Source organism: Parvimonas sp. oral taxon 393 str. F0440, assembly GCA_000223315.2.
Lineage (GTDB): Bacteria > Bacillota > Clostridia > Tissierellales > Peptoniphilaceae > Parvimonas.
This window is the reverse complement of the sequence record AFUS01000003.1, coordinates 25,808-45,808: the sequence shown is the minus strand read 5'-3', so window position 1 is coordinate 45,808 and position 20,001 is coordinate 25,808. Positions and strand designations below refer to the sequence as shown.

15 protein-coding genes and 2 pseudogenes are annotated in these 20,001 nt (G+C 29.2%); all 17 read left to right on the top strand.

The features are described 5' to 3' along the window. Nucleotides 1-52 precede the first annotated feature (52 nt). The 17 genes and pseudogenes from HMPREF9127_RS09690 to HMPREF9127_RS00320 all read left to right on the top strand — a co-directional run bounded on the left by HMPREF9127_RS09690 (nt 53) and on the right by HMPREF9127_RS00320 (nt 19,988). Nucleotides 53-2,431: pseudogene (locus tag HMPREF9127_RS09690) on the top strand (hypothetical protein). A gap of 348 nt (nt 2,432-2,779) precedes the next feature. Beyond that, nucleotides 2,780-3,568: an MBL fold metallo-hydrolase gene (locus HMPREF9127_RS00395; protein ID WP_009447633.1), complete on the top strand. Its 789-nt coding sequence runs from the start codon at nt 2,780-2,782 to the stop codon at nt 3,566-3,568. Nucleotide 3,569: 1 nt separating this feature from the next. Beyond that, entirely contained in the window at nt 3,570-4,052 is a 483-nt protein-coding gene (gene rlmH, locus HMPREF9127_RS00390) for a 23S rRNA (pseudouridine(1915)-N(3))-methyltransferase RlmH (RefSeq protein WP_009447581.1), read from the top strand. A 7-nt stretch (nt 4,053-4,059) separates the two neighbouring features. After that, nucleotides 4,060-4,977 carry a tRNA 2-thiocytidine biosynthesis TtcA family protein gene (locus HMPREF9127_RS00385; RefSeq protein ID WP_004831958.1) on the top strand — a complete coding sequence of 306 codons (918 nt, stop codon included), beginning with the start codon at nt 4,060-4,062 and terminating at the stop codon, nt 4,975-4,977. A 126-nt stretch (nt 4,978-5,103) separates the two neighbouring features. After that, nucleotides 5,104-5,714: pseudogene (locus HMPREF9127_RS00380) on the top strand (class I SAM-dependent methyltransferase). Nucleotides 5,715-6,541: 827 nt separating this feature from the next. Continuing rightward, the gene (locus tag HMPREF9127_RS00375; RefSeq protein ID WP_004831954.1) at nt 6,542-6,853 is read left to right on the top strand and encodes a PadR family transcriptional regulator; all 312 of its coding nucleotides are present in this window, start codon (nt 6,542-6,544) and stop codon (nt 6,851-6,853) included. Beyond that, a complete protein-coding gene (locus HMPREF9127_RS00370) occupies nt 6,846-8,108 on the top strand; it encodes a DUF4097 family beta strand repeat-containing protein (RefSeq protein WP_009447642.1) in 1,263 nt (420 codons plus the stop codon). The genes HMPREF9127_RS00375 and HMPREF9127_RS00370 overlap by 8 nt, the downstream gene beginning before the upstream one ends. Before the next feature lie 78 nt (nt 8,109-8,186). After that, the gene (locus tag HMPREF9127_RS00365) at nt 8,187-9,560 is read left to right on the top strand and encodes an aminopeptidase (RefSeq protein ID WP_009447613.1); all 1,374 of its coding nucleotides are present in this window, start codon (nt 8,187-8,189) and stop codon (nt 9,558-9,560) included. Nucleotides 9,561-9,984: 424 nt separating this feature from the next. After that, nucleotides 9,985-12,231, top strand: a complete 2,247-nt coding sequence (gene pflB / locus HMPREF9127_RS00360) for a formate C-acetyltransferase (protein WP_009447685.1) — start codon at nt 9,985-9,987, stop codon at nt 12,229-12,231. A 73-nt stretch (nt 12,232-12,304) separates the two neighbouring features. Continuing rightward, the gene (gene pflA / locus HMPREF9127_RS00355; protein ID WP_009447618.1) at nt 12,305-13,033 is read left to right on the top strand and encodes a pyruvate formate-lyase-activating protein; all 729 of its coding nucleotides are present in this window, start codon (nt 12,305-12,307) and stop codon (nt 13,031-13,033) included. 185 nt (nt 13,034-13,218) lie between these two features. Then, entirely contained in the window at nt 13,219-14,688 is a 1,470-nt protein-coding gene (gene cpsA / locus HMPREF9127_RS00350; RefSeq protein WP_009447680.1) for an LCP family glycopolymer transferase CpsA, read from the top strand. Nucleotides 14,689-14,704: 16 nt separating this feature from the next. Then, complete coding sequence (locus tag HMPREF9127_RS00345) at nt 14,705-15,412, top strand: YveK family protein (protein WP_009447594.1); 708 nt, start codon at nt 14,705-14,707, stop codon at nt 15,410-15,412. Beyond that, nucleotides 15,399-15,986, top strand: coding sequence for a CpsD/CapB family tyrosine-protein kinase (locus HMPREF9127_RS00340; RefSeq protein ID WP_009447655.1), 588 nt, complete (start codon nt 15,399-15,401; stop codon nt 15,984-15,986). Before HMPREF9127_RS00345 ends, HMPREF9127_RS00340 begins: the two co-directional genes overlap by 14 nt. Before the next feature lie 104 nt (nt 15,987-16,090). After that, a complete protein-coding gene (gene rfbB / locus HMPREF9127_RS00335; RefSeq protein WP_009447645.1) occupies nt 16,091-17,110 on the top strand; it encodes a dTDP-glucose 4,6-dehydratase in 1,020 nt (339 codons plus the stop codon). Further along, nucleotides 17,110-17,703, top strand: a complete 594-nt coding sequence (gene rfbC / locus HMPREF9127_RS00330) for a dTDP-4-dehydrorhamnose 3,5-epimerase (RefSeq protein WP_009447609.1) — start codon at nt 17,110-17,112, stop codon at nt 17,701-17,703. The genes rfbB and rfbC overlap by 1 nt, the downstream gene beginning before the upstream one ends. A 37-nt stretch (nt 17,704-17,740) precedes the next feature. Next, the gene (locus tag HMPREF9127_RS00325) at nt 17,741-18,847 is read left to right on the top strand and encodes a DegT/DnrJ/EryC1/StrS family aminotransferase (RefSeq protein ID WP_009447641.1); all 1,107 of its coding nucleotides are present in this window, start codon (nt 17,741-17,743) and stop codon (nt 18,845-18,847) included. Beyond that, entirely contained in the window at nt 18,840-19,988 is a 1,149-nt protein-coding gene (locus HMPREF9127_RS00320) for an acyltransferase family protein (RefSeq protein ID WP_009447564.1), read from the top strand. Before HMPREF9127_RS00325 ends, HMPREF9127_RS00320 begins: the two co-directional genes overlap by 8 nt. Nucleotides 19,989-20,001 lie beyond the last annotated feature (13 nt).

Genomic DNA, 20,001 nt, shown 5'->3' with positions numbered 1-20,001 from the left:
TTTAAATATTATATAATCGCCAATAGATTTATTATATTTTTAGGAGGATTGAATGAAAGCATTTAAAAAAATATCTTTAATGATTTTTTCTTTATTATTAATTTTTAATTTGGGATTTAGTAATAAACTTTTTGCTGAAAATATAAATGAAAATGAGAAAAAATTAGTTTATGTAGAAAATATTTTTTATGATGAAAACGGAAAACTTGCAAATGGTTGGTATAATGACGGAGATGATTTATACTATTTCCAAAGCGGAAAGAAATTTACAGGACTTGCAATTGATAAAGGGGGATCTAAATACTTTTTAAATGGCAAGTATGGTAGCGGAATTTACAAAGATGTCCTTTATGAAAATGGAGCAAAATCAAAGGGAAGAGTCTATGTGGATGAAATTTTCTATGGCGATGATGCAAAACCTGCAAACTGGTGGTACAATGATGGAACAGCATGGTATTTTTCCAAAACGGTAAAAAATATACCGGTCTTGGAGTAGATGGCAATGGAAAAAGATATTTTTAAATGGGAAATATGGAAGTGGCATTTACGAAGACATGCTATATAAAAATGGACTAAAGTCAGAAGGAAGAGTCTATGTAGATGGAATTTTCTATGGAGAAGATTTAAAGCCTGCAAACTGGTGGTATGACGACGGAACTTCTTGGTATTTTTTCCAAAACGGTAAAAAACATAATGGCTATGGAGTAGATGGCAATGGGAAAAGGTATTTTGTAAATGGAAAGTATGTAAATGGTTATGTAAATAAACTTTTTTATGAAAATGGAAAACTTGCAAATTGGTGGTATGATGACGGAACTGCATGGTATTTTTTTAAAGAAGGTAAAAAACATAACGGAAAAGCAGTAGATGGCAATGGCGAAATGCAATTTGTAAATGGGAAATATGCAAATACTTATATAGATGAAATATTTTACAGAGAAGGGAAAATAGCTAATTGGTGGTGCGATGACGGAAGTGCTTGGTATTTTTCCAAAATGGGAAAAAATATACCGGATATGGAATTGATCTTAGTGGGAAAAAATATTTTGTAGACGGAAAATATGCTAACGGAGAATATGAAGGAATACTTTATAAGGAAGGTTTAAAGTCAGAAGGACAAACTTATATTAATGAAATTTATTATGATGAGAATAAGCTTCCTGCAAATGGTTGGTACGATGACGGAAGTGCTTGGTATTTCTTTAGAGATGGTAAAAAATTTACCGGAAAAGCTGTTGACGACAACGGAGAAATGCAATTTGTAAATGGTAAATACGCAAATACTTATATAGATGAAATATTTTACAGAGAAGGGAAAATAGCCAATTGGTGGTGCGATGACGGAAGTGCTTGGTATTTTTTCCAAAATGGGAAAAAATATACCGGATATGGAATTGATCTTAGTGGGAAAAAATATTTTGTAGACGGAAAATATGCTAACGGAGAATATGAAGGAATACTATATAAGGAAGGTTTAAAGTCAAAAGGACAAACTTATATAAAAGGAATTTATTATGATGAAAATAAACTTCCTGCAAATGGTTGGTATGATGACGGAAGTACTTGGTATTTCTTTAGAGATGGTAAAAAACTTACCGGAAAAGCTGTTGATGGTAATGGAGAAATGCAATTTGCAAATGGAAAATACGCAAATTGTTATATAGATGAAATATTTTACAGAGAAGGAAAAATTGCTAATTGGTGGTGCGACGACGGAAGTGCTTGGTATTTCTTTAAAGATGGAAAAAAATTTACAGGACACGGAATTGACGGCAATGGAAAAAGATATTTTGTAGAAGGAAAATACGCCAATGGAATATATGAAGAAAAATTATATAAAGAAGGATTAGAGTCCAACGGAAAGACTTATATAAACGGAATTTATTATAATGAAAATAAACTTCCCGCAAATGGTTGGTATGATGATGGATATGACTGGTTTTTCTTTAGAAATGGTAAAAAATATACCGGAAAAGCCGTTGATGGAAACGGCGAAATGGATTTTGTAAACGGGAAATACAAAAATAATAGAAAATATTATATGGCTTCTGAAGAAGTTCAAATGAGAATTTTAAATGCGGCATATAATACAAGTTCTCCAGGCCGAAATTTATGTGCAAAATGGGTTTCAAGAGTTTATCAAAATGCCGGACTAGGATATTTAGGTGGGAATGCCAATGATATGTATAGAAACTATACTTTTACTTCAGATATTGGTAAATTAAAAATAGGAATGATTGTAGCTGTTGAAAGCAGTAGTAGTGGAAGTAGAATGGGACGTATCTATGGACATGTCGGAATTTATATCGGAGACGGAAAAGTAATGGAAAGTGTTGGATACAAGAGGGTTATCACTTTGGACAATTGGATTTCAACATATTGTCAACATCATCCTGTTGGTTTCGGTTATCCACCTTCTGTAGAAAAATAAAAAACAAAAATAGAGTTAAAAATATATTAAAGTTCATCTTGGAATTCAAGATGAACTTTTTGAATGTTTAAAATTATTATAACAATCTAATAACTAATGAAATTAATAATAAATTTTGACAATTTTTACTAATTATTATATAACTAACTTTAGTTTATTATTATTTTAGGAGGAAAATAGGATGTATATTTATTGATTATTTTAGAGAAAAATTATTTAAAAAATTAGAATTAAAAAAGAGATTAAGTTTTATTGATAAAAATTAGGTGAAAGCCTAATTTTTTTATGGAAAATTTTGGATTTTTGTCAAAAATATGATAAAATAAAGCTTGTATGAATGGAGGAAATATGGGCTTAAGATTTTGTCCGCTTTTTAGCGGGAGCGACGGTAATTGTTGCTTTTTAGAAGTTGATAACAAAAGATATTTAATAGATGCAGGTTTTAGTGGAAAGAAAATTGAATGTAATTTAAAACAATTGGGAGTTGATCCAAGTACGATTGATTTGATATTTTTAACTCATGAACATATTGATCATATAAGAGGTGCCGGAGTGCTCTCCAGACGTTATGATATCAAGATTTGTTCTAATGTTGAAACACTAACTGCCGGTGCATCTAAACTGGGAAAAATTAAAGATGAAAATATTGTGGTTATCGGCACCGAAAAGAAGCACAGATTTTCTCTTTTTGATTTATATACCTTGGAAATTTCACACGATTGTGCAAGAGGAATGGGTTTTGTCTTTAATACAGATTATGGAAAAGTCAGCCTTTTAACTGATACGGGAATTATTACAAATCATATGAAAGAAAAGATTAAGGGTTCAAAGATTTTTTATTTTGAGGCAAATCACGATTTGGAAATGCTTAAAAATGGACCTTATGACTACAATTTAAAACAGAGAATTTTGGGGGATTTTGGTCATATTTCAAATGTTACAAGTGGAAATGTACTCTCCGAAGTTGTAACGGATAAATGCAAAAAGGTATATCTTGGACATTTAAGTGAAACGAATAATAAAGAAAAACTTGCTTATGACGAAGTTTTTGGAATTTTAGATAAAGAAAATGTAATTAAATATACGAATTTAGAAGTTGCAAGAAGATTTGAAAACAGCAGTATAACGGAAGTGTAATATGAATATAAAAATTTTATGTGTAGGAAAGCTATCCGAAAAATTTTTTAAAGATGCCTGTGATGAATATAAAAAGAGAATTTCGGCTTTTTCAAAAATTGAAATCATTGAAATTCCTGAAGAAAAAATCTTGACACAAACACCGAGTAAATTGGAAATTGAAAATGTATTAAAAAAAGAAGAGGGAAGAATTTTAAATAAAATTTCAGATTCCGATTTTGTTATAACCCTTGAAATTTTAGGAAAAACAATAGGCAGTGAAGACTTTTCAAAATTTTTAGAAGATAAAATGAATGACGGAAACTCAAAATTTATATTCGTAATCGGTGGAAGTTTCGGACTAGGAGATGAAATAAAGAAAAGAAGTAATTTTAAACTTTCTTTTTCAAAATTTACACTCCCACACCAACTATTTAGAGTTGTTTTATTAGAACAAATCTACAGAGCTTTTAAAATTATGAATAATCAAATATATCATAAATAGGAGAAATATGGAAAATAAGGAAATAAAAGATATAATGGAAAATAGAGAAAATAACTTACAGGCGACTTGTCCTGTTCTTTTTCCTGAAAACGAAAGAGCCGAGCTTAAAGATATTGAAAGGTCGCTGATAAAAAGATATAGAAAACATATTTGGTCAAAATTTGTAAAGGCGATTAAAGAATACAATTTAATAGAAGACGGAGATAAGATTGCGGTTGCAATTTCAGGCGGAAAAGACAGCTTGATTATGGCAAAACTTTTTCAAGAGCTTAAAAAGAATGGAAAAGATAATTTTGAACTTGAATTTATAGCAATGGATCCGGGTTATCATCCGTCCATAAAAGAGTTGCTTTTAGAAAATGCAAGTTATCTTGAAATTCCTCTTACATATTATCCTGCTGATATTTTTGCAGTTGCAGACAAAATTGCAGGGGATTACCCTTGCTATATGTGTGCAAGAATGAGAAGAGGTTCGCTCTATGCAAAAGCTAAAGAGCTTGGCTGTAACAAATTGGCATTAGGTCATCATTTTAATGATGTAATTGAAACAACAATGCTTAACTTATTATGTGCTGGAAGTTTTAAGACAATGCCACCTAAACTAAAGGCGAAAAATTTTGAAGATATGGAAATAATAAGGCCTCTATATCTTATAGAAGAAGAATATATAATAAGGTGGATGAAGTCAACAGGACTTATGCCTTTAAATTGTGCTTGTATGGTTGCAGCTAAAAAAATCGGAAACAAAAGATATCAAATAAAAGACTTAATCGAAAACTTGAAAAAAGACTTTAAAAATGTCGACAGTTCAATCTTTAGAGCAGCAGAAAATGTAAACATAAATTTACTATTGGGCTACGAAATAAATGGACATAAAGTAGATTTCAACGAAAAATACGAAAACGACAATCCATTTTATGAGTAAATAAATACAAAAAATGTAAACAGTGAATTTTTGAATTCGCTGTTTTTTATATAATAATATTGATTATTGAATTAAATAGTGATAAGATATATTTGATAAATAATATCAAATGAGTTGGAGGTCTTTATGTTTAAAAAATTTTTTGAAAATGTTATAAAACCAAAAGAAAATTTGGGTGGAAAGATTATGGTTAAAGGAATGAATAAAGGACATGAAAAGTTGGCATCATGGGCGAGGTCATTTTTAGATATAAAAGAAGGAGATAAAATAATAGACTTAGGTTGTGGTGGCGGAAGAAATGTTCAGTATTTTTTAACTAAGGCAAAATATGTATATGGACTAGATTACTCAAAGATGAGTGTTCAAGTTTCAAGGGAATTAAATGAAAAAGAAATTAAAGATGGAAGATGTAAGATTTTTGAAGGGGATGTATCTGAAATTCCATTTGAAGATGAAAGTTTAGATATTGTAACAGCATTTGAAACTATATATTTTTGGCAAGATATTGAAAAAGCATTTAAAGAAATTCATAGAATTCTTGTTGTGGGAGGAACATTTCTAATTTGTAATGAAGGAAGTGCAAGAGAAAATATAAATATAAAAAAATGGGCTGATATGTTAGATTTTAATGTCTATACAGGAGATAAATTGATTGAAATTCTAGAAAAAATAGGATTTTCTGCTGAATATCATCTAGATGAAAAAAGCATATAGTGGTAATTGCAAAAAAATTGTAAAAACTAAGAAGCGTTTTAAGATGCTTCTTTTTTTATCTATGTATCTACGACACATTCACTTTTGTTTGCAACAAAAGTGTGAGATTTCTCCACTTCGCTATCGCTACGGTCGAAATGACGTATAAGGGAAAAGTCGCTGTTTTAGTGCTAGACGTTAATGGGAAATAAACTTTAAAAAATATTTAAAAAATTTCAATAATATTTAACTATTTATTTTACTTTGTTTTGCTCAAAATAACGTGTAAGGAAAACAAAGTTGTTTAAGAAATAGACGTTAGTAGTAAATAAGTTTCAAAAATATATAAAAATAATATTGAAAAATAAAAATTAGTTGAAATTATATAGAAATAAAATAATTCACGTCATATTACTTTGCAAAGAAAAGCCCCTAATACGTCATCTTGAGCGAAGTGAAACGAAGTCGAAAGATCTCAATTATTGTTTGTTTACAAACAATAATATTTCTGAAAGAAATCTAAAAAGAATTAGAAATTAGTTTTTTATTAAATTTGAAAATCAAATCGATTACTGTAAGATTTTTTGATTTCTGTAATCTATGTATCTACGATACATTTTAGTTTTACTTACTCGTAAGCAAAACTATGAGATTTCTCCACTACACTCAGCTACGCCTTGTTTCGGTCGAAATGACATATAAGTGGAATAACTAATTTAGTGGCTAGACGTTAAAAGAAAATAAAAGTCGAAAGATTTTAAAAAATTTTTAGAAACAGCAAAACAAAAAAATCCCAAAAAATATATTGACTTTATATACTATACGTTATATAATATAAGTAAGTTAATAATGTTTTGAGAAAGGAGTGCTTATGTTTTCAATTCAGGGAGAAATTTTAGACTTTTGTGTTCTGGCGATAGTTAATCGAAGTGATACTTATGGTTATGAGATTACTCAAAAACTTATGGCTACCATTGAGATTTCAGAGTCAACTCTCTATCCGGTTTTGAGAAGACTTCTAAAAAATGGTCTCTTGGATAGTTATGATGTCGCTTTTGACGGTAGAAATAGAAGATATTATCGTATAACCGGGGCAGGTCGAGATGTTTTAAATTTTAATAAAGAAAAATGGAATATATATGTTAAGCAAGTAAATCAGATAGTTGGAGGTAATGATGAATAGAAGGACTTTTATGAGAAAGCTGATGTCTTATTTAAAAAATATTTCTAAAGAAGAAAGACGAAATATAGAAAGTTTTTACAATGAGATGTTTGATGAGCAGGGAATTGACTTTGATGATGAAGTTCCTGAAAGTTTTGGGAATCCGAGAAAAGTTGCAATGGAAATTTTGGCTGAAGATATTGAAATGGAAGAAGAGGATAGCGAAAGAAGCGGTAAAAAGAAAAGAAGTTTTTGGAAAAAACTATCTCTTGTCGGACTTGGAATTTTTTCTTTTCCATTGTTGGTTCCAATTTTTATTATAGCAATTCTTTGTTTCGTAATTTGGATTGTATTTTCCGTTGTGGGATTAATAATTTCTTTACTTACTTTGCCTTTTTCAATTATTTTTAGACCGGACTTAATTATTACTTGGGGCGGAAGATTAGTATTATTTATCATTTTATTATATGTTTTCGGATGGTTAATAAAATGGTTATATAGAATGTTGGTTAATGATATTTCAAAAAATCCGGGTAAATATACAAAAAAATATGTTAGAGTTAAATATCAACCTAGTGAAGATGAAGATTATGAAATTTATGATGAGGATGAAATGGACTATTCAAATGAAAATATGGATACCTTTTTTGAGGGTATTGATTATATAGATGTTGACTTAAATGCATTAAATGTAAAATTTGAGAGAAGCGATGATAAGCTTGTCAGAGTAAAGGCAAGAAATGTAAAGAGAACAAAATTATATTGCGATAAGAATCTAAATAGATTAAAGATTTACAATAAAGGCTTGGTTGGGAAACTTGATAGAAACGGAATTATGGTAGATGATGATTTCATTAAGGATTCTTCCCTTACAATTTATATTCCGGAGAATATTTCAATTTCAGGGGAAATCAATGCTACAAATCTCAGAATCAACGAATTGGAACTTGAAAATTTCAATTTACAAGTAAATGCAGGAAATGTAAATTTATTTGATTTTGAAGTTAAGAATTTTAATGTAGAAGTCAATGCCGGAAATATTAAAGGTGAAGTAGAATACCAAGAGATGTTTAAACTTGATGTTAATGCAGGTAATGCAACTTTAGAAGTTGAAAAATTATATGGAGAAATAGAATACGAATACAGTGTTGGAATGGGAAGTGTGAGAATTTTCGGAGAATCTTTTTCAGGCTTTGGGAAACATGGAAGAAAAAATAAAAATTCAGAAGTGAATATGAAGATAAAATGTGAAGCGGGTAAAGTTAGTATAAGATAAGTTTTAGAGCTTTAATTGTAAACTTAATTATGTTATAATGGTCTTGTGAAAAAAATGTATTATAATAGGAGGCATGTTATGGAAAATAAGAGTGCATGGTTGCAAATTGAAGATGCAGAAAAAGATTTAGTTTTTGATTTTTGTAATGATTATAAAAAGTTTTTATCAGTATCAAAAACTGAAAGACTTGCTTGTGCAGAAATTATTCGTCAAGCAAAGGAAAAGGGCTTTAGAGATTTGGAAGAACTTTATAAATCAGGAGAAAAATTTAAAGCTGGAGATAAGTTTTATCTAAATCATAAAAACAAGTCAGTTGCTCTTTTTGTAATGGGAACTGAACCTTTGGAAAATGGACTAAATATCGTTGGGGCACATATTGACAGTCCACGTTTGGATGTTAAACAAAATCCTTTGTATGAAGCAAATAATTTAACAAAAATGAAAACTCATTATTATGGTGGAGTTAAATTATATCAATATGCAACTATTCCTTTAGCAATTCACGGAGTTGTTTACAATTCAGCCGGAGAAAAAATAGAAGTTCACATTGGAGAAGATAAGGATGATCCAGTATTTTGTGTAACAGATTTATTAATTCACTTATCTAAAAATCAATTAGCTAAAACTGCTCGTGAAGCATTGGTTGGAGAACAAATGAATATTTTAGTTGGAAATATTCCACTAAAAGATACTGAAAAAGATGCTGTTAAAGAAAATGTTCTAAAATTAATAAAAGAAAAATATAATTTTGAAGAAGAAGATTTCAGAATTGCAGAATTGGAAATTGTACCTGCAGGGGAAGCTAGAGATTTAGGTCTTGACAGATCAATGGTTATTGGATATGGACAAGATGATAGAGTTTGTGCTTTTACAACAATGCGTGCTATTTTTGAAATTGAAAATCCAAAGAGAACAGCTTGCGGATTATTTATGGATAAAGAAGAAATAGGCTCAATGGGTAATACAGGTATGGCATCATATTTCTGGGAAAATACAATGACTGAACTTGTAAATCTTGAAGGAGATTTTTGCCAATTAAAAGTTAATCGTTCATTAAAGAATTCTAAAGTGTTATCAGCTGACGTTGCAGCGGGATTAGACCCTGATTTTGCAGATACTTGTGAAGCTATGAACTCTGCCGTAATCGGTTCAGGAATTACAATTTGCAAATACACAGGAAGCGGTGGAAAATTCGGTTCAAGTGATGCAAATGCTGAATTTTTAGCAGAAGTTAGAAAAGTATTCAAAGAAAATAATGTTGTATGGCAAACAGCGGAACTTGGCAAAGTAGATCAAGGCGGTGGCGGAACAATAGCATTACTTCTTGCAAAATACGGTGCGGAAGTTTTAGATGCAGGTCCTGCTACATTGAGTATGCACTCACCATACGAAGTTACAAGCAAAATAGATGTTTATATGAGTTACAAAGCATATAAGGCATTTATGTTATAAGAAATATTTTTTAAAATTTACACCTACAAGATATTTACATCGAGTAGGTGTTTTTTTATTAAATAGCAAGTATATATTTTTTAAAATTATGAAAAAACACATATTAAATCATAGTATTATAAAAAATTTTTAGTCCAAAAACTTTATTGTAATATAGTAATTTTGTTAAAAATATTAATATGTTTTACACTTCTGTGAAAACGATTAGAAAATTTATTAGTTACAAACTATTTAGTATTTTAAATATATTTTCGCGATATTAATAAATTTTTTAAAAATTTTATGAAAATGTTTGAAAAAATATAAAAATAATCAAAAAAATATATATTTTTGTGATTACAATCACAGACGAAAGTATTTGTTGGGTATATACTATATGTACGAAAATAAATTTAGATAATGAATATAAATAGGAGATGATTTTATGGACGCATGGAGAGGTTTTAAAAAAGGAAATTGGAGTGAAAATATTGACACAAGAGATTTCATTCAATTAAACTATACACCTTATGAAGGAGATGAAAGTTTTTTAGCTGAACCAACTGAAAGAACAAAAAATTTATGGAAAAAAGCTGAAGACTTAATCTTAGAAGAAGTTAGAACAAAAACTGTAAAAGTTGATACTACAAGAGTTTCAGGAATTAACAATTTTCCTGCTGGTTATTTAGACAAAGAAAATGAATTGATTGTAGGTTTCCAAACTGATGAACCAATGAAGAGAATCGTAAATCCTTATGGCGGATACAGAATGGTTACAAATTCTTTAGACGCTTATGGATTAAAGATGGATCCAACTATTGAAAAATATTTTAATCAATTCAGAAAAACTCATAATCAAGGAGTATTCGATGCTTATACTTCTCAAATGAGAAAAGCAAGAACTGTAGGTCTTTTAACAGGTCTTCCTGATGCTTATGGACGTGGAAGAATCATCGGAGATTACAGAAGAGTTGCTCTTTACGGAATTGACAGATTAAGAGAAGATAAATTAAATGAATATAGAAAATTAGAAAGTGAATTAGCTTCAGAAGATATAATCAGACTTAGAGAAGAACTTTCTGAACAATACAGAGCTTTAGACGAAATGAAGAAAATGGCTTTGGAATATGGATATGATATTTCTGTTCCTGCTACAAATGCAAAAGAAGCTATTCAATGGTTATACTTTGCTTATTTAGCAGCGGTTAAAGAAAATAACGGAGCTGCAATGAGTCTTGGTAGAAATGGTGGTTTCTTAGATATTTACATCAAGAGAGATATTGATGAAGGAACTTTAACAGAAAGTGAAGCTCAAGAATTAATCGACCAATTCGTTATGAAACTTAGAATGATGAGACATTTAAGAACTCCTGAATATGATGATTTATTCGCAGGAGATCCTACTTGGGTTACTGAATCATTAGGTGGTATGGGAGTTGATGGAAGAACATTAGTTACTAAAACTGCTTTTAGAATTTTACACACTTTAACTAATTTAGATTCTTCACCGGAACCAAATATGACTGTTCTTTGGAGTTTAGATTTACCGGAAGCTTGGAAAAATTATTGCTCAAAAATGAGTATTCAAACAGGTTCATTACAATATGAAAATGATGATGCAATGAGACCGGTTCACGGAGATGACTATGCAATTGCTTGTTGTGTATCTTCAATGGTAATTGGTAAACAAATGCAATTCTTCGGAGCTAGAGCAAATCTTGCAAAATCACTTCTTTATGCTATTAACGGTGGCGTTGATGAAATGAAGAGAGCAAAAGACGGTTCTTTAATCAAAGTATTAGATGGTATTGAACCAATTAAAGATGAAGTTTTAGATTTTGACAAAGTTTATGCTAACTACAAATTAGTTTTAGAAAAAGTTGCAAAACTTTATGTAAATACAATGAATACAATTCACTATATGCACGATAAATATGCTTATGAAGCCGGACAAATGGCTCTACACGATACTTTTGTTCATAGATATATGGCATTCGGTGTAGCAGGTATTTCAATTGTAGCAGACTCATTAAGTGCTATTAAATATGCAAAAGTTAAACCTATAAGAGATGAAAACGGATTAGCTATTGACTTTGAAATTGAAGGAGATTTCCCAACTTACGGAAATGATGATGACAGAGTTGACTCAATAGCAGTAGAAGTTATCGAAGGATTTATGGAAGAACTTAGAAAAACTCCTACTTACAGAAATTCTGAACATACTCTTTCAATCTTAACTATAACTTCAAATGTAGTTTATGGTAAGAAGACAGGAACAACTCCTGACGGAAGAAAGAAAGGCGAACCATTTGCACCGGGTGCTAACCCAATGCATGGAAGAGATAAGACAGGTGCAATTGCATCACTTAACTCTGTTGCAAAAATTCCTTTTGCAGGATGTTGTCAAGACGGTATTTCAAATACATTCTCAATAGTTCCTACAGCATTAGGAAAGAGTGAAGATGAAAGAAAAGTTAATTTAACAAACTTAATGGACGGTTATTTTGAACAATTGGCATTCCATTTGAATGTTAATGTACTTGATAGAGCAACTTTAATGGATGCTTATGAACATCCTGAAAAATATCCAAACTTAACAATTCGTGTTTCAGGATATGCTGTTAGATTTAATAGACTTACAAAAGAACAACAAATGGAAGTAATTCACAGAACTTTCCACGAAAGTCGTTAAGAAGATGATAATACAAAACAAAGCAGGTTGTCCTGCTTTGTTTTTTCTACATATTTTTTGTTAAGGAGATTTTATGGTAATAGGCAGGTTACATTCGATTGAAACAATGGGGCTTGTTGATGGACCGGGCATAAGGACAATTTTCTTTTTACAAGGCTGCCCCCTTAGATGCCTTTACTGTCACAACCCGGATACTCAGGCATTGCAAGGTGGTACGGAGATAACACCTGATTTTGTGCTGTCTAAAGCCAAAAGATACAAGACATATTATAGAGATAATGGCGGAGTAACTTTTTCAGGTGGAGAGCCTCTTTTACAAGGTGAATTTCTTGCTGAAACTCTAAAGCTTTTAAAAGAAAATGGATATAATACTTGTATTGACACAAGCGGTTATGGAAATGAAAAGTATTTTAAAGAAATTTTAGAAAATACAGATACAATTCTTTTGGATGTAAAAAGTTTTTCAAACCAAGGCTATATAGAAATGGTAAAGCAAAAGATGGACGGCTTTTATAAATTTTTGGAATATATTGAAAAATATTATAAAGGTAAAATTTGGTTCAGACATGTTATGGTTCCCGGTTTTACAGATAATAAGGAATCAATGGATAAATTTATTGAAATAATTAAGCCTTATCGAGATAAAATAGAGAGAGTTGAAATACTACCTTATCATATAATGGGAGTTGAAAAGTATAAAGAACTTGGAAGAGATTACAAACTGAAAGGTGTTCCACCTATGAATAAAGAGAAAGCTTCAATGCTTGAAAGTTATGTAAGAAGTAAATTAAATCTAATTTAAGCCATCGCTTAGGGTGGCTTTTTTCTTGCAAAAAATTACAAAATTTTAGAAAATAGAAATTATGTTTTTATTATTATTATTATTTTACAGTGATTTTCTTTTAAAATAGTAAAAACATTGAAAAAATCTTGATTTTATGCTACAATAATATGAATATTTATTTAATATATTTAGGAGGAATGATAATGAATAAACAAATAGAAGGCAAAAATGTAGGAAGAAAAGTTTTTTTGATTATAAATTGGGTTCTTTTTGCGGTTTTGTCGTTTTTTACGATAGCAGACTTATTTATAATGTTTAAATATAATCTGTTAAATTTCAAAAAAATTAATTACATAATTTTAGCTTTTATGGCAGGAGTTTTAATATTGGTGTTGGTTTTAAATATAATTCGTAAAGGAAAAATATTTACAACTATCTGTTCAGTATTTTTTATAATTATAACAATTTTTGCATTTAATTATATGAATAAAGGTCTTAATTTATTTAACAAATTAAATGAAAATGCAAAAATAACAGAAAAGACTATGGTTGTCGTAGTTCGTGCAGATAGTGACATGAACAGTATCAATGATATTAAGAGTAAAGTTCTTGCTCCGACTGAAATGGATAAAGAAAATATTGATAAATTAGTTAAAGAAGTTCAGAATAAAGCTAATGTAAAATTAAGTATTCAAGGTACTAAATCATATTTACAGGCATATGAAGATTTAATTTCAGGGAAATCTCAAGTTATGGTTTTAAATGCCGCTTATGGAGATTTAATTGCAAATGCTCATCCTGATTATCTTGAAAAGATTAAAAAGATTTATGAATACAAAATAGTTGAAGAAGTAAAAGAAGACAAAACGGAAAAAGATAAAGACTTGACAAATAAAGACAGTTTTAATATCTATGTAAGCGGTATAGACACTTACGGCCCGATAACTACAGTATCAAGAAGCGATGTAAATGTTCTTATTACAGTTAATAAAAAGACTCATAAGATTGTTTTAACTACAACACCTAGAGATTCTTATGTAAAAATTCCAAATGGAGGAAATAATCAATATGATAAATTGACTCATTCAGGAATTTACGGAATAAAAACATCTCTTAAAACTTTAGAAAATTTATATGGAATAAAAATTGAACATTATGCAAGAGTTAATTTTACCACTTTTATGAAGTTGATAGATTTAGTTGGCGGAATTGATGTTTACAATGATCAGGATTTTGTTTCTTATCATGGAAAATATCATTTCCCTGTTGGAACTGTACATTTAGATTCTAAAAAAGCTTTAGGATTTGTTCGTGAAAGATATGGACTTGCTGATGGAGATAGAGATAGAGGTAAAAACCATGAAAAAGTTATAGCTGCGATAATAAAGAAAATGACTTCAAAAGCGGCTTTAAGTAATTTCAGTTCAATCTTAGATGAATTGTCTTCTTCAGTACAAACTGATATGCCGGTTAGTGAAATTATGGAATTGGTAAATCAACAACTTGATTCCGGAGAAGATTTCAAGATAGAATCTCAAGCTCTTAACGGAGTAGGTAAGATGGGATTGCCATCTTATGCTATGCCTGGATATAAACTATATATGATGGAAATTAATAAACAAAGTTTAGAAAGTTGTAAAAGTAAAATACAAAGTATATTAGAGGGAAAATAATTTAAAAAGGAGTACTATGGAACAATACAATAATGGAGACTATTTCTCTGTAGATTTAGTTAGATTAATTAAGATTATATGGAAAAACAAATTAAAAATTATAATTTTTTCACTGATGATTTCATTATTGGTTGGATTGTATACCATGGAATTTGTGCCTTATAAATATAAATCTTCGACAACAATATATTTATCTAATTATAATGAGAAATATCAATTTAATAATCAGATAACCAGTGAAGTAAAGAACAAGGATTCCATAAAATCTGTTATAGAAAGTCAAAAACTGAATATCTCAACAGAGGAATTACTGAAAAATTTAAAGGTTAATTTTGATGACCAAAATAAATCTATAACTATGACATATTCAAGTACAGATTCGGGGAAAGCATTTGACATAGTTGTTGCAGTTAGAGATAAATTTATAGAAAGAGTAAAAGAACTTGTCAAAGTTTCCGATGTTACGATATTGGAAAAAGCGGAGGAAAGTACAACACCTTACTCACCAAATATAACGAAGACAGTCGTAATAGCTTTCCTAGGTAGTTTATCATTAGGGGTTATATATTTGTTTTTAAGAGAAATTTTAAATAATAAGATAGTTACTCCGAGTGATATAAAATATGATTTAGGAATAAATTTGCTTGGAATAGTTCCAAAAAATTTAGGAACAGTTCAAAAAAACGAATCAAAAAAAGGTAGAAATAAAAATGCAAAATATTGATCTTTTTAAAAACAAGAGAATTTTTAATTCTGATAATGTTGAATATTATAATGAAACAAGTACAAATGTTAGACTCGGACTAAATGATAAATCATCAATATTAGTAACAACTTGCGGAAAAAACGAAGGAGAAATTCCTGTCATAATTAATCTTGCTTATTATTTAACTAAACTTGAAAAGAGAGTTTTAATTATAGATGCTGATTTTAGAAGAAGTTTGTTATATAAAATTGTTAAACCTTCAGAAGAAAATATTGGTTTGGCTAATTACTTAACAGGAAATGTAAATATGGAAAGTATATTATACAATACAGGTATAAAGGGATTTAATATTTTGTTTTCAGGTATAAAAACCAAAAATATTATAGAATTGTTAAAAATTGGAAGATTTGAAGAATTAATAAATTTATTTAAAAAATATTATGATTATATATTCATATTATCACCACCGATTTCTGACAGTATAGATTCAATAGTAATATCAGAGTACTGTGATTCAAGTATGATAGTTGTAAAATCAAATTCTATAAAAAGAAAAGTTTTGATCGATAGTGTAAATAGACTAAAAAAGTAAATAATAATTTTTTAGGAATTATTTTGAATGATGTTGATATGAGTATTATGAACTATGGTTCCTATGGACATTATGTGAATTTTGGAAAACAATAGGGGGATTTTATGAAATTAATAGTAACAGGTGGTGCCGGATTTATTGGTTCCAATTTTATTTTTTATATTATGAATAAATATGAGGATTATAAGATTATTTGCATTGACAAATTGACTTATGCAGGAAATTTAAAAACCCTAAAAATTGTTGAAAATAACCCTAACTTTATTTTTATAAAAGAGGATATTTGTAATAGAGAAGAAATTTATAAAATTTTTGAAGAGTATAAACCGGATATAGTTGTAAATTTTGCTGCGGAAAGTCATGTTGACCGTTCAATCGAAAGTCCGGAAGAATTTTTAACTACAAATATTTTGGGAACTTCAGTTTTGATGGATGCTTGTAAAAAATATGGGATTAAAAGATTTCATCAAGTTTCAACAGATGAAGTTTATGGAGATTTGCCTTTAGATAGACCTGACTTATTATTTACAGAAGAAACTCCTATTAATACAAGTTCACCATATAGTTCCTCAAAAGCTGCCGCAGATTTATTAGTTTCAGCATATCATAGGACTTATGGCTTACCGGTTAGCATAAGCAGATGCAGTAATAATTATGGACCTTATCAATTTCCGGAAAAACTTATTCCACTGATGATTGCAAATGCATTGTCGGATAAAGATTTACCTGTTTATGGAGAAGGACTTAATGTTAGAGATTGGCTTTATGTTGATGATCATTGTAAAGCGATAGACTTAATTATTCATAAAGGAAAAGTTGGAGAAGTTTATAATATTGGTGGTCATAACGAAATGAAGAACATTGATATTGTAAAACTTATATGTAAAGAATTGAATAAATCTGAAGATTTAATAAAATTTGTTAAAGATAGAAAAGGTCATGATATGAGATATGCTATTGACCCTACTAAAATTCATAATGAGTTGGGTTGGTTTCCTGAAACTATGTTTGAAGATGGAATTATCAAGACTATTAATTGGTATTTAGAAAATAAAGAATGGTGGGAAGATATCATCTCGGGAGAATATCAAAATTATTATGAAAAGATGTATGGAGATAAATAATGGGACAAATTAAAGTAACTAAATGTGATATTGAGGGGCTTTATGTGATTGAACCGACAGTTATAGGCGATAATCGTGGAAATTTTATGGAAGTTTACAATAAAAGAGATTTAAAAGAACAGGGGATAGATGCTGTATTTGTTCAGGAAAATCAAAGTACATCTACAAAAGGTGTGCTTAGAGGTTTGCATTTTCAAAAACAACATCCACAAGCTAAACTTGCCAGAGTTTTATCAGGAAGAGTTTTTGATGTAGCGGTTGACTTAAGAAAAAACAGTAAAACTTATGGTAAATGGTTCGGAGTTGAACTTTCAGAAGAAAACAAGAAACAATTTTTTGTTCCTGAAGGCTTCGCCCATGGACTTTTAGTTTTATCCGATACGGCTGTTTTTTGTTACAAATGTACGGATTTTTATCACCCCGGAGATGAAGGCGGAATACTTTGGAATGACGAAAGCATTGGAATTGAATGGCCGGAGCTTGTAAAAAAGGTTGATAAAGTTTCAGGTAACTTAAAATACTGTTTAGAAGACGGAACGGAAATATTGTTAAGTGAAAAAGATAAAAAATGGGAAACATTTAAAGCGATTTAATTTTTATTAATATATTTATTATTTTTTAGGAGAATTTATGGAAAAATCAAGAATTAATGTAACAAAATCTTCAATGCCTACATTTGAAGAATATTGTGAAGAAATTAAACCGTTATGGGAAAGTAGATGGCTTTCAAACAGGGGAGTTGAATCTATAAAATTTGAAGAAGAATTAAAAAAATATTTGAATGTTGAAGAAGTATATTGTTTTGCAAATGGTCATGTTGCTTTAGAGGTAGCTATTAATGGATTAAAGTTGGAAGGAGAAGTCATTACAACTGCTTATACTCATATTTCTACAACACATTCAATAGTTAGAAATGGGCTAACACCTGTTTTTGTGGATATTAAGGAAGATAATTACACTATTGATCCGGATTTGGTTGAAAAAGCAATAACTGATAAAACAGTGGCTATTGTGGCAACTCATGTTTATGGATTTATTTGTGATGTGGAAAAAATCGAAAAAATCGCCAAAAAATATAATTTATATGTAATATATGATGCAGCTCATGCTTTTGGGGTTACTTACAAAGGAATAGGAGTTGGGAATTTTGGCGATATTTCTATGTTTAGTACACATGCTACAAAGGTATTCCATACAATTGAAGGTGGAATAGTATCTTATAAAACTAAAGATAATGAAAAATTTCTTCCAATGAGAGAAATTGTAAACTTTGGATTTAGAGGACATGAAGAAGTTTGCCATATAGGAACAAATGCACGCATGAATGAGTTTGAAGCGGCAATGGGAGTCTGCAATCTTAGACATATAGATGAAGAAATCGCAAAACGAAAAGTTGTTGCTGAACATTACTATAAAAGATTAGACGGAATTGATGGAATAAAAATTCCAAAACCGGATAAAGATACAAAATGGAATTATTCATATTTTCCGGTGATTTTTGACGGATATAAATTAAATAGGAATGAAGTTCAAGAAAAATTGGGAAATTCCAATATTTATGCAAGAAAATATTTCTTTCCTATTACAAATAAAGTTGAATGCTACAAAGAAAAGTATGGCTTAGTTGATTTACCTATTTCAAATCGCATTTCAGATACAGTGCTTACATTGCCTCTGTATGCCGATATGACAATAGATGATGTAGATAGAGTCTGTGATGAGATATTAAATGATTAAGAAAATACAGATGAAAAAAACGAAAAAAGAAAAAATATATTCTTACAATGCCCTTAAGGGAATAGGAGCTCTATTTATTCTTTTTTCTCATATGTCTTATTTATCAGATGCAAAAAATCCTTTTTGGTATATTATTTGGAAAAATTTTATGCAATATGGGTCTAGATTTACAACTTTATTTTTTTTGATTTCCGGATTTTTTTTGGCATATACTTGGAAAGACAGAAATTTTAAAGATTATATTGTATCAAAACTTAAAAGAATTTATCCTTTAGTTATTGTGGTTTTTATTTTAGCTTTAGGAATAAGTATTTTATTTTCTAAAAATGCTGAAATTAATAAAAATGTTATTATAGGCAGTTCAACTTGGATTTTTAATATATTTGCAAATATATTTTTAATAAAGGCTTTTATACCTTATGAGGTCACATTTTATTCATTTCATGGACCTTCTTGGTATATATCAGTTTTATTTGCTTTTTATATTTTTGGATATATTTTTTTGAAAAAGATAAATAGTGGAGATATAGAAGTTAAAAAAATTTGGTTAAAAAAATCTTTAAATATTTGCATTATAACTTATGGAATAGAACTTTTAATCTGTCTAATTATGGCTATAATAGGTAAGGGGTCATTATATTTACGTTATGTTAATCCTTGGTTTAGAATATTTGGGGAAGGTTTAGCGGGGATTTTGCTATGTGAATATATGCCGAAAATTCAAAAGAAAGTTAGATTTTTTAAAGCTAATATTGTTGAAATTTTTGCGGTAGCTTTATTTTTTATTGTATATATTTTTAATAATTTTAATAAACTAAATATATACAGCGCCTGGATATGGACATTTCCTTTTGTGTTTTTATTAATTGCTTTTAAAAATGATAAAGGTTGTGTATCTAAAATTTTAAAGAAAAAACCGTTCCAATTTCTAGGAGATATTTCATTTGAATTATATATGACTCATGCATTTGTCTATGAAGGATTACCTATAATAGTTGGGCTAGTGAGTAAATCATTAAAAGAAACTTTAATTTACTATTCAGGGACTAGATTTATAATTACTTTAATATTATCAATAATTTTTGCTTGGATTGTAAATAATCTTATGAATAAAGCATATAAATTGAAAATTTTTGGATAATATATTTGTTTTA

Bases quoted from the DNA above. Each gene is read 5' to 3' on its own strand.
- rlmH (WP_009447581.1), top strand. From the start codon at position 3,570: ATGAATATAAAAATTTTATGTGTAGGAAAGCTATCCGAAAAATTTTTT.
- cpsA (WP_009447680.1), top strand. From the start codon at position 13,219: ATGAATAAACAAATAGAAGGCAAAAATGTAGGAAGAAAAGTTTTTTTG.
- rfbB (WP_009447645.1), top strand. From the start codon at position 16,091: ATGAAATTAATAGTAACAGGTGGTGCCGGATTTATTGGTTCCAATTTT.
- HMPREF9127_RS00345 (WP_009447594.1), top strand. From the start codon at position 14,705: ATGGAACAATACAATAATGGAGACTATTTCTCTGTAGATTTAGTTAGA.
- rfbC (WP_009447609.1), top strand. From the start codon at position 17,110: ATGGGACAAATTAAAGTAACTAAATGTGATATTGAGGGGCTTTATGTG.
- pflB (WP_009447685.1), top strand. From the start codon at position 9,985: ATGGACGCATGGAGAGGTTTTAAAAAAGGAAATTGGAGTGAAAATATT.
- HMPREF9127_RS00385 (WP_004831958.1), top strand. From the start codon at position 4,060: ATGGAAAATAAGGAAATAAAAGATATAATGGAAAATAGAGAAAATAAC.
- HMPREF9127_RS00375 (WP_004831954.1), top strand. From the start codon at position 6,542: ATGTTTTCAATTCAGGGAGAAATTTTAGACTTTTGTGTTCTGGCGATA.
- HMPREF9127_RS00395 (WP_009447633.1), top strand. From the start codon at position 2,780: ATGGGCTTAAGATTTTGTCCGCTTTTTAGCGGGAGCGACGGTAATTGT.
- pflA (WP_009447618.1), top strand. From the start codon at position 12,305: ATGGTAATAGGCAGGTTACATTCGATTGAAACAATGGGGCTTGTTGAT.
- HMPREF9127_RS00340 (WP_009447655.1), top strand. From the start codon at position 15,399: ATGCAAAATATTGATCTTTTTAAAAACAAGAGAATTTTTAATTCTGAT.
- HMPREF9127_RS00320 (WP_009447564.1), top strand. From the start codon at position 18,840: ATGATTAAGAAAATACAGATGAAAAAAACGAAAAAAGAAAAAATATAT.
- HMPREF9127_RS00325 (WP_009447641.1), top strand. From the start codon at position 17,741: ATGGAAAAATCAAGAATTAATGTAACAAAATCTTCAATGCCTACATTT.
- HMPREF9127_RS00365 (WP_009447613.1), top strand. From the start codon at position 8,187: ATGGAAAATAAGAGTGCATGGTTGCAAATTGAAGATGCAGAAAAAGAT.
- HMPREF9127_RS00370 (WP_009447642.1), top strand. From the start codon at position 6,846: ATGAATAGAAGGACTTTTATGAGAAAGCTGATGTCTTATTTAAAAAAT.